Annotated in this window: 13 protein-coding genes; 5 read left to right on the forward strand and 8 right to left on the reverse strand. The window is 71.8% G+C overall.

Annotated elements, in window-relative coordinates; genetic code table 11:
* The first annotated feature begins 286 nt into the window (after positions 1-286).
* From QSK18_RS26820 to QSK18_RS26830, 3 genes are read left to right on the forward strand one after another with little or no spacing between them, the layout of a single operon-like run.
* Complete coding sequence (locus tag QSK18_RS26820) at positions 287-1,267, forward strand: quinone oxidoreductase family protein (RefSeq protein WP_285624669.1); 981 nt, start codon at positions 287-289, stop codon at positions 1,265-1,267.
* Positions 1,260-2,774: a TldD/PmbA family protein gene (locus QSK18_RS26825; protein WP_352396660.1), complete on the forward strand. Its 1,515-nt coding sequence runs from the start codon at positions 1,260-1,262 to the stop codon at positions 2,772-2,774. The genes QSK18_RS26820 and QSK18_RS26825 overlap by 8 nt, the downstream gene beginning before the upstream one ends.
* Positions 2,771-4,165, forward strand: a complete 1,395-nt coding sequence (locus QSK18_RS26830; RefSeq protein WP_285624674.1) for a metallopeptidase TldD-related protein — start codon at positions 2,771-2,773, stop codon at positions 4,163-4,165. Before QSK18_RS26825 ends, QSK18_RS26830 begins: the two co-directional genes overlap by 4 nt.
* Positions 4,166-4,234: 69 nt before the next feature.
* On the opposite strand, the gene QSK18_RS26835 is transcribed toward QSK18_RS26830, so the two are convergent.
* Positions 4,235-4,999 carry an SDR family oxidoreductase gene (locus tag QSK18_RS26835; RefSeq protein WP_352396661.1) on the reverse strand — a complete coding sequence of 255 codons (765 nt, stop codon included), beginning with the start codon at positions 4,997-4,999 and terminating at the stop codon, positions 4,235-4,237.
* Positions 5,000-5,171: 172 nt separating this feature from the next.
* Between QSK18_RS26835 and QSK18_RS26840 the strand changes: the two genes are divergently transcribed.
* Positions 5,172-6,026 (forward strand): prephenate dehydratase, encoded by an 855-nt coding sequence (locus tag QSK18_RS26840; protein ID WP_352396662.1) that lies wholly within the window; start codon positions 5,172-5,174, stop codon positions 6,024-6,026.
* Here the strand turns inward: QSK18_RS26840 and QSK18_RS26845 are convergent.
* The 5 genes from QSK18_RS26845 to QSK18_RS26865 form a co-directional block, all read right to left on the reverse strand.
* Entirely contained in the window at positions 6,017-6,937 is a 921-nt protein-coding gene (locus QSK18_RS26845) for an SURF1 family cytochrome oxidase biogenesis protein (RefSeq protein ID WP_232814034.1), read from the reverse strand. The genes QSK18_RS26840 and QSK18_RS26845 overlap by 10 nt on opposite strands.
* Complete coding sequence (locus tag QSK18_RS26850; RefSeq protein WP_232814035.1) at positions 6,934-7,140, reverse strand: hypothetical protein; 207 nt, start codon at positions 7,138-7,140, stop codon at positions 6,934-6,936. The genes QSK18_RS26845 and QSK18_RS26850 overlap by 4 nt, the downstream gene beginning before the upstream one ends.
* A gap of 160 nt (positions 7,141-7,300) precedes the next feature.
* The gene (locus QSK18_RS26855) at positions 7,301-7,747 is read right to left on the reverse strand and encodes a DUF3099 domain-containing protein (RefSeq protein WP_232814036.1); all 447 of its coding nucleotides are present in this window, start codon (positions 7,745-7,747) and stop codon (positions 7,301-7,303) included.
* A 185-nt stretch (positions 7,748-7,932) separates the two neighbouring features.
* Positions 7,933-8,151 carry a helix-turn-helix domain-containing protein gene (locus QSK18_RS26860; RefSeq protein WP_231442330.1) on the reverse strand — a complete coding sequence of 73 codons (219 nt, stop codon included), beginning with the start codon at positions 8,149-8,151 and terminating at the stop codon, positions 7,933-7,935.
* Positions 8,152-8,331: 180 nt separating this feature from the next.
* Complete coding sequence (locus QSK18_RS26865) at positions 8,332-9,930, reverse strand: ABC-F family ATP-binding cassette domain-containing protein (RefSeq protein ID WP_232814037.1); 1,599 nt, start codon at positions 9,928-9,930, stop codon at positions 8,332-8,334.
* Between the two features lie 186 nt (positions 9,931-10,116).
* On the opposite strand from QSK18_RS26865, the gene ypfJ reads away from it, so the two are divergent.
* Positions 10,117-11,031 carry a KPN_02809 family neutral zinc metallopeptidase gene (gene ypfJ, locus QSK18_RS26870; protein WP_502894274.1) on the forward strand — a complete coding sequence of 305 codons (915 nt, stop codon included), beginning with the start codon at positions 10,117-10,119 and terminating at the stop codon, positions 11,029-11,031.
* Here ypfJ and QSK18_RS26875 read toward each other — a convergent pair.
* Complete coding sequence (locus QSK18_RS26875; RefSeq protein WP_285624687.1) at positions 10,977-12,269, reverse strand: GGDEF domain-containing protein; 1,293 nt, start codon at positions 12,267-12,269, stop codon at positions 10,977-10,979. The two genes, ypfJ and QSK18_RS26875, sit on opposite strands and share 55 nt — an antisense overlap.
* 38 nt (positions 12,270-12,307) lie before the next feature.
* Positions 12,308-13,645, reverse strand: a complete 1,338-nt coding sequence (locus tag QSK18_RS26880) for a GGDEF domain-containing protein (protein ID WP_285624690.1) — start codon at positions 13,643-13,645, stop codon at positions 12,308-12,310.
* Positions 13,646-13,647 lie beyond the last annotated feature (2 nt).

Genomic DNA, 13,647 nt, shown 5'->3' on the forward strand with positions numbered 1-13,647 from the left:
CGGCCGGTCGGACCGGAATCGGCGACCGAAGGCCCGGGGTGACGTTATCCGACCGTGGAACCGCGACGCACCAGCGCACCGGGGGCAAAGGTCGGATCGGAAAACTGTAGGAACCGTACAAGGACGGCTTCCCGGCGCCCGGTCCGCACCGGAACAGACAGTGTTGCCCGGGCCCGGCGATTCGCCCGGGTGTGCGACCTGGACCACACCGCGGCCGCCAAAGGGGTAGGTTCGCGCCGTGCGAGCTGTGCAGATATCCGAGTTCGGCGGACCCGAGGTACTCAGGGTGACCGACCTCGAGGACCCGGCGCCGGGCGCGGGCGAACTGTTGGTCGAGGTCGACTCGGCGGGGGTGAACTATGCCGACACCCACCAGGCCGAGGACACCTACCTGACCCGTCAGACGCTGCCCTTCGTGCCCGGCGGCGAGGTGGTCGGGCGGGTCCTGACCGACCCCACCGGCACCTTCGCGGAGGGCACCCGGGTGCTGGCCCTGACCGCGGGCGGCGGCTACGCCGAGCGGGCCGTGGCCAAGGCCGCGCTGGCCTACCCGGTGAGCGACGAGCTGGGCGACGCCCAGGCGCTGGCCCTGCTGGTGCCCGGCACCACGGCCTGGCACCTGCTGCGGCGCAGCGCCCAGCTGAGCCCGGGCGAGACCGTGGTGGTCCACGCCGCGGCCGGCGGCGTCGGCACGATGGCCGTGCAGCTGGCCCGGGCCTGGGGCGCGGGGCCGATCGTGGCCACCGCCTCCGGCGAGGCCAAGTGCGAGCTGGCCCGTTCGCTCGGGGCCACCACGGCGATCGACATCTCGGCCACCACCACGGCCGAGGAGGTGCGCGAGGCGCTGCTGCAGGCCACCGGCGGCAAGGGCGCCGACGTGGCGCTGGAGATGGCCGGCGGCCACGTGTTCGACGGCACCCTGGCGGCGATGCGCCCGCTGGGGCGGCTGGCGGTCTTCGGCATCGCCTCCAAGACCCCGCCGGAGCCGGTGCAGGTGGGCCGGCTGATGAAGCGCTCGATCACGCTCACCGGTTTCTGGCTCCCGCACGCGGTGGCCCGGCCCGGGATGCTGGCCGGCGCGCTGGAGGAGCTCAGCTCGATGGTGCGGGCCGGGGTGCTGCGCCCGATCGTGGGCGGCAGCTACCCGCTGGCCGAGGCCGGCCGGGCGCACGAGGACCTGCGCAGCCGCCGCAGCACCGGCAAGCTCGTGCTGGACGTCTCCGGCCAGGGCCGTCCCACCCCGGTGAAGGAGAACCCCGCTGACTGACCAGGCGATCGACCAGGACTTCCTCGACCTTCCCCTCGACACCCTGGCCGACGCCGCGCTGCAGCACGCGCGCACGGCCGGGGCCGGTCTGCTGCAGCACGCCGACCTGCGGGTGCAGCGGATGCGCACGTCGACCACGCAGATGCGCGACGCCCGGCTCTCGTCCAGCTCGGACTCCTCGGCCGCCGGGCTGGCGGTGCGCGTCCTGCTCGACGGGGTCTGGGGTTTCGCCGCCACCGACGAGCTCACCCCGGCCGCCGCGGTGGCCACCGCCGAGCGGGCGCTGGAGGTGGCCCGCATCTCCCGGCCCCTGGTGGCCGAGCGGGTCGAGCTGGCGCCGGAGCCGGTGCACGCCGACGCCCGCTGGGTCTCGTCCTACCGGCAGGACCCGTTCGCCGTGCCGGCCGCCGAGCGCACCCGGCACCTGGCCGGCTGGTCGCACCCGCTGCTGGCGGCCGCGGGCGTGGACCACTGCGACGTGCTGCTGCACATGGCCAAGGAGCAGAAGTACTACGCCGACCTGGCCGGTACCGTCACCCGGCAGCAGCGGGTGCTGGTCGAGCCGGAGATCACGGTCGTGGCGATCGCCGCCGACGGCCCGGAGTCGATGCGCTCGCTGGCCGGCCCGACGGCACGGGGCTGGGAGTACCTCACCGGTGACGGCTGGGACTGGGACGCCGAGATCGCCGGCCTGCCGGAGCATCTGGCCGAGCGGGTGAAGGCGCCGAGCGTGCAGGCCGGCGACTACGACCTGGTGATCGACCCGACCAACCTGTGGCTGACCATCCACGAGTCGGTCGGCCACGCCACCGAGCTGGACCGCTCACTGGGCTACGAGGCCGCCTACGCCGGAACCAGTTTCGCCCGCCTCGACGGGATCGGAGCGTTCCGTTACGGCAGCCCGCTGATGAACGTCACTGCCGACCGCACGGTCGAGCACGGCGGCGCCACCACCGGTTTCGACGACGAGGGCGTGGCAACCCGCTCGTGGGACCTGGTCTCCGAAGGAGTGCTCCAGGGCTTCCAGCTCGACCGGGCGATGGCCGCACGCTGCGGTTTCGAGTCCTCGAACGGCTGCGCCTACGCCGATTCGGCGCTCAACGTGCCGGTGCAGCGGATGGCCAACGTCAGCCTGCGGCCCTCGGCCGACGCCACCACCACCGCCGACCTGATCGCCGGGGTGGAGAACGGCCTCTACGTGGTGGGCGACAAGTCCTGGTCGATCGACATGCAGCGGTACAACTTCCAGTTCACCGCGCAGCGCTTCTACCGGATCCGGGGCGGCAAGCTGGCCGGCCAGGTGAAGGACGCGGCGTACCAGGGCTCCACGCCCAGCTTCTGGGGTTCGCTCAAGGGCCTGGGCGGGGCCGGCTCCTACTACCTGGGCGGCGCCTCGAACTGCGGCAAGGCCCAGCCCGGTCAGTCGGCCTGGGTCAGCCACGGCGCCCCAGCAACACTTTTCGAGCAGGTCAAGGTGCTGAACACGCGCGCTGAGGGGGGCCGATGACCACGTCCGCGGAGCTCGTCGAGATCGCCCTGGCCGAGGTCGGCCCGGGTCTGGGTGCGGCCGTGCTGGTCTCGCAGTCGTCCACGGTGAACCTGCGCTGGGCGCTGAGCGGGCTGACCACCAACGGCCTCACCAGCTCCCGCACCGTCACCGTGATCGTCGGCGCCCCGGTCTCCGGCGGTACCAGCGCCGGGGTCCTGAGCCGGGAAGGGCTCGACGCCGAAGGCGTGCGGGCGCTGGTCCGCGACACCGTCGCCCTCGCCCGTGAGGGCGAACCGGCCGAAGACGCAGCGCCTTTCGTCACCGGTGACCAACTGCCCGGTTTCACCGACCCGGCCGCCGAGACCGGCGCCTCCACCCTGGCCGGGGTGGCCGAGGCGCTGGGCGAGGTGTTCGGCCGCTCGCGGGCGGCCGGGCGCGAGTCGTTCGGTTTCGCCCTGCACGAGGTGGTCACCACCTGGCTGGGCACCACCGGCGGCCTGCGCTACCGGCACGAGCAGCCCCGCGGCACCATCGAGCTGACCGGAAAGGCCGCGGCCCGCAGCCGTTCCGCCTACGTGGCCGGGGCCACCCGCGACTTCAGCGACGTGGACGTGCTGGCGCTGGACGACGAGATCGCCACCCGGCTGCGCTGGCAGGAACGCCAGATCGAGGTCGAGCCGGGCCGTTTCACCACGATCCTGCCGCCGACCTCGGTGGCCGACCTGATGATCTACTACCTGTGGTCGGCCGACGCCCGCTCGGCGTACGAGGGCCGCAGCGTGTTCTCGAAGCTGGGCGGCGCCGGGGGCGGTACCCGGGTCGGCGAGAAGATCAGCGACACCCCGCTCAGCCTGCTCAGCGACCCGTACCACTTCGGACTGGGTTGCGCCGACCGGGTTCTCACCGGCGCCTCCTCCCCCACGGCCTCGGTGTTCGACAACGGCCTGCCCGCGCCCGCGGCCACCTGGCTCGACCAGGGCACGATCAGCGCGCTGCCCACCACCCGGTTCAGCTCGGAACTGACCGGTCTGCCGGTGGTTCCGCCGGCCGACAACCTGGTGCTCACCGGGACCGACGGCACCGGAAGCACCCTGGACCTGCTCGAGGGGGTCGACCACGGGCTGCTGCTGAGCTCGATGTGGTACATCCGCGAGGTGGATCCGCAGACCCTGCTGCTGACCGGGCTCACCCGGGACGGCGTCTACGTGATCGAGAACGGCGAAGTGGTGGGCGCCACCAAGAACTTCCGCTACAACGAGAGCCCGGTCGACCTGCTGGGCCGGGTCGAGGCGTACGGCGCCACCGAGATCTGCCTGAGCCGCGAGTGGGGCGAGTGGTTCACCCGCACCGCCATGCCGGCCCTGCGGATCGAGGGCTTCAACATGTCCACGGTGGCCGAGGGGTCCTGAAAGGCAACCACTTTGAGGACGTTTGTGGGCACCCATAGTGCTCACAAACGTCCTCAAGTTCGGCAGTTTCTAGAGCCCGTGGGAAAGGCCGCCGTCGACGGTCAGCATCGTGCCGGTGACGAAACTGGCTGCGGGAGAGAGCAGGAACACCGCGGGCCGGGCGAACTCCAGCGGTTCGCCGTAGCGCCCCAGCGGGATCCGCGACTCCTGTTGCCGCCGGGCCTCTTCCGGACGGCCACCGGACGCGTCCAGCGTGCGCACCCGGTCGGTGTCGATCCGGCCGGGCAGGATGCCGTTCACCCGGACGTTGCGCTCGCCCAGCTCGTTCGCCAGCGACTTGGCGGCCATCGCCAGACCGGGCCGCAGCCCGTTCGACAGGGCCAGGCCCGAGATCGGCTCGCGGACCGAGGTGGAGAGCACCATCACCACCGAGCCGCCCTCGCGCGAGGCCAGCTTGCCGATCGTGCGGGCCAGCCGGAGCGGGCCCAGGAAGGTCTCCTCGAACGCCACCCGCCAGGCGCCGTCCTCCAGGTCCATCACGGTGCCCGGAGCCGGCCCGCCCACGCTGATCAGCCCGCCGTCGAGCCGCCCGTAACGCGCCACCGCGGCTGCTACCAGGCAGGTCTCGATCCCGGGATCACTCAGGTCACCCGGCACCGCGATCGCCCGTTCCGAGCCCCCGAGCGCGGCCGCGGTGGCCTTGAGCTCCTCCTCGTTGCGGGAGCAGAGCACCATCCGCGCCCCCTCCGCCGCCAGCAGCTCCGCACAGGCCCGCCCCAGCCCCTTGGACGCCCCGGTGACCACGTACACCCGGTCCGACAGCCCCAGATCCATCGAGTTCATCCCGTTCTTCACGCGCGCGACGGCGCCCCCTGACGCACAGTGACTGATCGAACACTCTAGAGTGATTGGCCGGGCGGATCGTGCTGCACACCTCGTCCGATCGGACGGGCCTGAAAGTACTGTGCTCGCGGCCGGAGCCATGCGGCATCATTTGGGCATCATGATGACCCGTACCCGGCGGATCGCGTTCCAGGGAGACCTGGGCGCCAATTCGCACATCGCCTGCCGTGACGTCTATCCCGACTACGACCCGCTGCCGTTCCGCACCTTCGAGGAGTGCTTCGGGGCGCTCGGCGACGGCACGGCCGACCTGGCGATGATCCCGGTGGAGAACTCGACGGCGGGCCGGGTGGCCGACATCCACTACCTGCTGCCCAAGTCCGACGTGCACATCATCGGCGAGTTCTTCCTGCCCGTGCGGCACCAGTTGCTCGGCCTGCCGGGCGCCCGGCTGGAGGCGGTCAAGACCGCCCGCAGCCACCCGCAGGCCCTCGACCAGTGCCGTAACTCACTGCGTGAGCTGGGGATCACCCCGGAGGTGGCCACCGATACCGCGGGCAGCGCCCGTGAGCTGGCCGAGTCCGGTGACGAGTCGGTCGCCTCGATCGCCACCACGCTGGCCGCCGAGGTCTACGGCCTGGAGATCCTGCGCGAGAACATCGAGGACGAGGACCACAACACCACCCGGTTCATCATCCTGTCCCCCGAGAACCTGCGGGCCGCGCCCGGAGTCGGGCCGATCGTGACGACCTTCGTGTTCGGGGTGCGCAACATCCCGGCGGCGCTGTACAAGGCGCTGGGCGGTTTCGCCACCAACGGGGTGAACATGACCAAGCTGGAAAGCTACATGGTGGGTGGGCAGTTCACCGCCACCCAGTTCCTGGCCGACATCGACGGCCACCCGGACGAGCCGCACGTGGCCCGGGCGTTCGAGGAACTCGGCTTCTTCGCCGAGGTGCGGATGCTCGGTGTGTACCGGGCCAGCCCGTTCCGCGAGCGGCAGCGGCCTCAGCGGTAGGTGGCGCGGGTCAGAGTCGGGGGACCCTCGTCCTCCGGCTCCGCCTCGTCGTCCTCCGCCTCCTCGTCGCGACGGCGCACCTCCCGCACCAGCGCCACGCCGAACAGGATGTAGGCGATGATCGCGAAGCTGTCCCACTGCACCGAGTAGGACAGGTTGATGCCCAGCCCCGTCTCCGGCGCCTCCGCCGCCTCCGGCGTCTGCGGCGCCGGCGGGTCCTCGCTGACCAGCGCACCGTAGGCCTGCACCACCGGATCGGTGAGCCCGGCCTGCTCGGTCAGCGCGGGCACGTTGATCCGCACCGCCTGTCCGGCCGGGGCACCCCGGTCGGACGTGGGCTCGCTGGGGCGCAGCCGGGCCACCACGGTGACCTCCCCCGACGGCGGGGCGGGCACGCTGTCGGGCCGGGAGGCGTCGGTGTTCCCGGCCGGGATCCAGCCCCGGTCGACCAGCAGCACCGAGCCGTCCTCGGCCCGCAGCGGCACCACCACCAGGTAGCCGTTCTGCTGGTCCCCGCCGCTGACCCCGACCTGCCCGGCCTGGCCGGCCTGCTCGTGCGGCCGGTTGCGGATCAGCACGGTCTTCTCCGGCAGGTACTCACCGGTGACCTCGACCGGGCGCCACTGGAGCTCGCCGGGCAGGGCCGCGCCCGGGGCCAGCAGATCGGCCAGCGGCACCGGCGCGGCGTCGTAGTTGGCCTCGATCACGTGATTGCGCTCGGAACGGGCCTCGTGCCGGCTGAACTGCCAGCGCCCCAGGAAGACGAACACGATCGAGATCACCACGATCCCGGCCAGGGCCACGGCCCAGCCGCGCTCGCGCAGCAGACCGGCCGCCGCCCGCGCGGTGCCCCAGAATCCGCGCCGAACGGTCGGGCCGGGCTCCTGCTCCGGTGTGGTCTCGGGACTCATGCCAGCTCCTGGGTGCTCACCGTGTCGCGCAGAAAGCCCCGCAGACTCAGGAACTCCTCCAGCGAGAGGCGGTGCTCGTCGCACGCCGTCCAGATCTTGCGGCGATCGGGCGTGTGCAGCTTGGGGTTGTTCCACCGCAGGGCCCACACCGCGGGGCGCCGGCACCCGCGGGCGCTGCAGATCGGGTCGTGCGGTTCGCTCACCCGGGACAGTCTGCCAAAAGGCGAACGCCGGGCGGCCACGGGGGATGCCGCCCGGCGTTCTGGTGCGCGGCCCGACGGGGGATGCAGGCCGCGCCCAACAAGCATGACACGACTCGGTGTCAGTCTGACCCACGAATCAGCGGGGCCATTCGTGTGACGCTCACTCGGACTGATCGGGCGAGACGGGCGAATCCGGGCGTACCGAACCGGGATTCGTTCCCGGGGCAGCAGCGGAATCCCGCGAATCGGGCGCATCCGGACCAGCCGGGCGCTGGGGCGGATGGATCGTCATGGTGATCTCATCGTCGGCCACCGGCGGCAGCACGTAACGGGTCTGCGGGGTGACCGGCGGCGCACCCGGCCCGCCGCGCTTCTTGTCCACCGCGTTGGCCATCACCACGGCCACGTAGGGCAGGACGACCGCGCCCAGCGCGAAGATCCACCAGGACCAGTGGCCCCAGCGGGCGTGCACCACGATGGCCATGACGACGCAGACCACGCGCAGGCTCATCGAGATCAGGTAGCGACGGATCCGCGCGTCCAGATCGTCCGAGTGCGGAGAGACGGCTCCGGTGATGCTGTGGACCGGTTGCTCGCCTCTGTTCACCAGACCAACCGTACGCCTGACGGCGAACACTTCCAGTCGTGGGTGACGACCGGGCCGACGGCCCGGGAGCGCAGGTGGTACGACGCGCCCCCGGCCGTCGGCACTGCTCGGACTCGGTGAGGAGTCCTGATGATCACAAACTTCGGATCGCTGACGTGCTCTTGGTGCGGTTGGTGCTGTACGGGCTAGTGCTGTTTGGCCTTTCCGCGGGTCGCCCCGCCACGGCCGCGCAGCTGAACCTCGTTCTCCGTGAGGATGCGATGGACGAAACCGTAGGAACGTCCTGTCTCCTCCGCCAGGGCCCGGATACTCGAGCCCGACGTGTACTTCTTCTTCAGTTCGCCCGCCAGCTTCGAACGGTCGGTGCCCGTGATCCGGGCTCCCTTCTTGACACTCTCGGCCACGAATCCTCCTCGAACGTGTGTCGTTCCCGACCATGGTGATCTCGAGTCGGTGATCCGGCCATTCGACGCGCCACGCAAAGTGACGCCTCGGACATTCTTTTCAGGCACACGCAGGGCAGATGAATCGGAATCCGTTGTGCGGCGGGGTGCTGCCGGGCCGGGTGTGACGGCTGCGCGGACTCAGGCGAGGGTGACCAGATCGAGGTAGTCCTTGCTCCACAGGTCCTCCTCGCCGTCGGGCAGCAGAACCACCCGTTCGGGGTTCAGTGCCTCCACCGCGCCCTCGTCGTGGGTGACCAGGATGATCGCGCCCTCGTAGCGGCGCAGGGCGTCCAGGACCTCCTCCCGGCTGGCCGGGTCGAGGTTGTTGGTGGGCTCGTCGAGCAGCAGCACGTTGGCCCCGGAGACCACCAGGGTGGCCAGCGCCAGGCGGGTCTTCTCACCGCCGGAGAGCACCCCGGCCGGCTTCTCCGCGTCGTCGCCGCTGAACAGGAACGAGCCCAGCACGGTGCGCACCTGGGTGTCGGTCAGGTCGGGCGAGGCCGAGCGCATGTTCTCCAGCACGGTGCGGTCGGTGTCGAGCGTCTCGTGCTCCTGGGCGTAGTAGCCCAGCCGCAGGCCGTGACCGGAGATCACCTCGCCGGTGTCCGGCTTCTCGATGCCGCCGAGCATCCGCAGCAGGGTGGTCTTGCCGGCGCCGTTCAGGCCCAGCACCACCACCCGGGAGCCGCGGTCGATGGCCAGCGAGACGTCGGTGAAGATCTCCAGGCTGCCGTAGCTCTTACTGAGCCCCTCGGCGGTCAGCGGGGTCTTCCCGCACGGCGCCGGCTGCGGGAAGCGCAGCTTGGCCACCTTGTCGGCCTTACGGGTGTCCTCCAGGCCGGACAGCAGCTTCTCGGCCCGCTTGGCCATGTTCTGCGCGGCGGTGGCCTTGGTGGCCTTGGCCCGCATCTTGTCGGCCTGCTGGAGCAGGATCGAGGCCTTCTTCTCGGCGTTCTGGCGCTCGCGGCGGCGGCGCTTCTCGTCGGTCTCGCGCGCCTCGAGGTACTTCTTCCAGCCCACGTTGTACACGTCCAGCGCGGAGCGGTTGGCGTCCAGGTGGTAGACCTGGTTCACCACCACCTCCAGCAGCTCCACGTCGTGGCTGATCACGATCAGCCCGCCGTTCCAGACCTTGAGGAAGTCGCGCAGCCAGGCGATCGAGTCGGCGTCCAGGTGGTTGGTCGGCTCGTCGAGCAGCAGGGTGTCGGAGCCGGAGAACAGGATCCGGGCCAGCTCGACCCGGCGGCGCTGACCGCCCGAGAGGGTGCCCAGCGGCTGCTCGAGCACCCGGTCGGGCAGACTCAGGCTGGCGCAGATGGTGGCCGCCTCGCTCTCGGCCGCGTAACCGCCGCCGGCCGTGAACTCGGCCTCCAGCCGGGAGTAGCGTTCCATCGCGGCGTCCCGGGTCTCGTCGACCACGCTGGCCATCTCGCCCTCGGTCTCGCGCATCCGGCGGATCACGTCGTCGAGGTTGCGGGCGCTGAGCACCCGGTCGCGGGCCAGGATCGACAGGTCGGCGGTGCGCGGGTCCTGCGGGAGGTAGCCGATCTGGCCGGTCCGGGACACCGTCCCGGCCGCGGGCTGGCCCTCCCCCGCCAGCACCTTGGTCAGGGTGGTCTTGCCGGCCCCGTTGCGGCCGACGAGGCCGACCCGCTGGCCCGGGCCGACCCGGAACGTGGCGTTCTCCACCAGCAGGCGGGAGCCGGCGCGCAGCTCTACGGCGTTGGCGGTGATCATGTGGGACCTACTCCTGCGGGAAGATCTCGGACGGCTGAAACCTGCGCCCGGTGCTTACCTGTCAGTGAGCAGTCGAACCGGACCAAACGTGGCCCCAGCATTCTACGCGGGCGGCCTCGCCGGTACGCCAATGCATAACCGTGCGGAGCAGCTCCGCCCAGTACGCGACAGGGGAAAACGGTGGGTATCGAGTTCGACGACGATCGGGTGGACGTCGGTGGAGTGGACGACCGGCGCGGTGGCGGCGGGATCGGGCTGGGCCGCGGCGGGGCCGCCATCGGTGGCGGCGCCGGGGTGGTCGGCCTGGTGATCTACCTGCTGGTGGCGGTGCTCGGCGGCGGTTCCCCCGAGGGCGGCGGGCTGCCGCAGCTGGGGGCGGGCAGCGCGAACAGCACCGGCCAGCAGGAGTCGCGCGAGGAGCTGTCCGACCGGTGCAACGCCGAGGGGGCGCTGGAGAAGTACACCGACTGCCGGCTGATCAAGGTCTACGACATCGCCGACAACACCTGGGAGGACGAGTTCGGCAAGCGCGGCCTGGAGTACCGGCCCGCCTCGCTGGTGTTCTTCGCCGACGCCGTGAGCACCGGCTGCGGGCAGGCCTCGGCGCAGGTCGGGCCGTTCTACTGCCCGGCCGGTGAGGAGATCTACCTCGACCTGGACTTCCTCGACCAGCTGCAGCGCGAGTACGGGGCGCCCGGGGAGTTCGCGCAGGCCTACATCGTGGCCCACGAGTACGGCCACCACCTGCAGACCGTGCTGGGCACCGAGCAGCAGGTCCGCCAGGCCCAGAAGAGCAACCCGGACGCCGAGAACGAGTACTCGGTGGCGATGGAGCTGCAGGCCGACTGCTACGCCGGGGTCTGGTCCACCCTGGCCGACCAGCAGAGCAGCGGGATCGACCTGACCCGGGAGAACATCGCCGAGGCGCAGAAGGCGGCCGAGGCGGTGGGCGACGACCGGATCCAGAAGAAGGCCACCGGCTCGGTCGACCAGGACTCCTGGACGCACGGCTCGGCGGCCCAGCGCAAGCAGTGGTTCACCACCGGCTACTCCAGCGGTGACATCGACCAGTGCGACACGTTCGGGGCGATGGGGCTCTGAGTCTCCGGCCGGTGGCTGGCCCGCCGGCCGGCGCCGTCGAGCAGGGCCGGGCCGAACACCACCACCCGGTTGCGGCCCAGCTCCTTGGCCCGGTAGAGCGCCACGTCGGCGAACTCCACCAGCTCCTCGGTACCGAGGCGGCCGTCGTCCAGCGCCAGGCCCAGGCTGGCGCTGATCCGCACGGTGCGCCCGGCCAGGCCGAAGGGTTCCTCCAGGACCCGCCGGATCCGCTCGGCGAGCGCCTCCCCGGCCGCGGTGATCACCACGAACTCGTCGCCGCCGAGCCGGGCCAGCACGTCGGAGCTGCGCAGCACCGCGGTCACCCGGTGGCCGACCTGGCAGAGCAGGTCGTCGCCGGCGCCGTGGCCGAGGGTGTCGTTCACCGCCTTGAACTTGTCCAGGTCGAAGTAGATGACGCCGAGCGTGCGCCCGGCCCGTCGGCTGCGGGCCAGGGTGCTGGCCAGGTGGTCGGAAAACAGCGCGCGGTTGGGCAGGCCGGTCAGCGGGTCGCGGGTGGCCTGGTGCCTGAGCTCGGCGTTGGCCTCGGCCAGGCGCAGGTTCATCTGCTCCACCGCCTCCCGCTCCTGCCGCAGCTCGCCCACCAGCAGGGAGTTCTGCCGGGCCAGGAGCCGGGCCCCGGCCACCTGCTGGTAGCCGTAGCGGGCCAGCGGTGGCGCTCCTCCGGCCCCGAACACGACCAGCGCGACCAGGCCCCAGTTCTGCTGCAGGGCCAGGCCCAGCCCGCCGGTCAGCACGATGGAGGCGTGGAAGAGGCGGTAGGCGCCCGGGGTGGCCGCGCAGAACAGCAGGTTGGCCGCGTTGGCGAGCACCAGCGCGGTGATCGGGACGGCGATCAGCTCGGGGGCCGCCTCGACCGGCCGCAGGAACACGCAGCCGCTGCCCCAGGCCGCTCCGGTGACGCACTGCCCGAGGGCGAACCGGCGGGCGATCCGGGCCGGTGAGTGCCCCACCTCCAGGGCCCGGGCCGGGCCGGTGACCAGGGCGGGCACGAAGAACTGGAAGATCAGCAGCCAGGCCAGGCAGAGCAGGCTCCAGACCACCAGGCCGGTGGTCTGGCCCTGGGACAGCAGCATGATCGCGTCGACGGTGCCCAGCAGGCCGAATCCGAGCAGGTTGCTGAACCGCGCCGCGTCGCCCGACTGGATCAGCAGTTCCCGGCGGACGACATCGTCGAGTTCAGGGTCCGGGGCCCGGACCACCTGCAAGATGTCCTGCACCCCTCAGGCCTCGACATCCGCAGGCACCCGATTGAGCCCTACGGCGGGGGCGGTCGGTCGGTCACCGGGTCCTGACGCGGCCGGGGCAGGGGCGGCGGCGGCCGCCCGGCCAGCAGCCGGTTCAGGTGCTCCTCGTCGATCCGCCCGATCCGCCCGGTCCCGGCCCGCATCCCCGGCCCGTACACCGCCACCTGGTTCCCGCCGAGCTCCTTGGCCCGGTACAGGGCCACGTCGGCCCGCTCGACCAGGCGCTCGCCGTCCAGGGCGTCGTCGTCCAGGGCCACCCCGAGACTGCTCGAGACCCGCACCGTCCGCTCCCCCAGGTCGAACGGCTCCTCCAGCACGGCCCGGATCCGTTCCGCCACCCCGGCCGGCTCGCTCTGCCCCGAGGTCAGGACGACGAACTCGTCACCGCCCAGCCGGGCCAGCACGTCGGAACCGCGCAGCACCCCGCCCACCCGGTCGCCGACCTGGCGCAGCAGGTCGTCCCCGGCGCCGTGGCCCAGGGTGTCGTTGACGATCTTGAACCGGTCGAGGTCGAAGAAGATCACCCCGAGCGCCCGCCCACCGGCCCGGCTGCGGCCCAGGGCGCTGGCCAGGTGGTCGAAGAACAGCGAGCGGTTGGGCAGGCCGGTCAGCGGGTCCCGGGTGGCCTTGTGCTCCAGTTCGGCGTTGGCCTCGGACAGCCGCAGGTTCACCTGCTCCACCGACTCGCGTTCCTGCCGCAGTTCACCGGCCAGCAGTGCGTTCTGCCGGGCCAGCAGCATGGCCCCGGCCACCTGCTGGTAGCCGTACCGGGCCACCGGCAGGGCGGCGAACGCCGCGAACACGATGTAGCCGGCCAGGCCCCACAGCCGCTGCGAGGCCAGCCCGGCCAGCCCGACGAGCACGATGCTGACGTGGAAGGCCCGGTAGGCGTTGGGGGTGGCGGCGCAGAACAGCAGGTTCGCGGAGTTGATGATGACCATGACCACCACCGGTGCCGCGGCCAGGACCGGGTTGTCCTCCTCGGCCCGCAGGAACAGCGCGGAACTGCCCCACATCGCGCCCGCCCCGGCCTGGAAGAGCACGAACCACACGGCGGGGGCAGCCGTCGAGGCGCCGGGCCGGGCCCGGGCCCGGGCCGGGCGGATCACCAGGGCCGGGACCAGCCAGTGGTACCCGGTGAGCCAGAGGGCGGCCAGGGCGCTCCAGGCCAGCAGCCCGGCGGTCGGTCCCTGCGACCAGAGCATCACCAGATCCGTGGTGGCCAGCAGACCGCCGCTCAGCAGGCTGCACAGGCGCCCGGCGACCGCGGACTGGACCAGCAGCTCCCGGCGCACGACATCGTCGAGTTCCGGGTCCGGGGCCCGGAGCAGCTGCCAGATGTCCTGCACCC

This window comes from Kineosporia sp. NBRC 101677 (assembly GCF_030269265.1).
In the GTDB taxonomy this organism is placed as follows: domain Bacteria; phylum Actinomycetota; class Actinomycetes; order Actinomycetales; family Kineosporiaceae; genus Kineosporia; species Kineosporia rhizophila.

What these genes read in the sequence shown, in the direction of transcription:
- QSK18_RS26830 (WP_285624674.1), top strand. Translation starts at nt 2,771, where the DNA reads ATGACCACGTCCGCGGAGCTCGTCGAGATCGCCCTGGCCGAGGTCGGC.
- QSK18_RS26865 (WP_232814037.1), bottom strand. Translation starts at nt 9,930, where the DNA reads ATGATCACCGCCAACGCCGTAGAGCTGCGCGCCGGCTCCCGCCTGCTG.
- QSK18_RS26835 (WP_352396661.1), bottom strand. Translation starts at nt 4,999, where the DNA reads ATGGATCTGGGGCTGTCGGACCGGGTGTACGTGGTCACCGGGGCGTCC.
- QSK18_RS26845 (WP_232814034.1), bottom strand. Translation starts at nt 6,937, where the DNA reads ATGAGTCCCGAGACCACACCGGAGCAGGAGCCCGGCCCGACCGTTCGG.
- QSK18_RS26840 (WP_352396662.1), top strand. Translation starts at nt 5,172, where the DNA reads ATGACCCGTACCCGGCGGATCGCGTTCCAGGGAGACCTGGGCGCCAAT.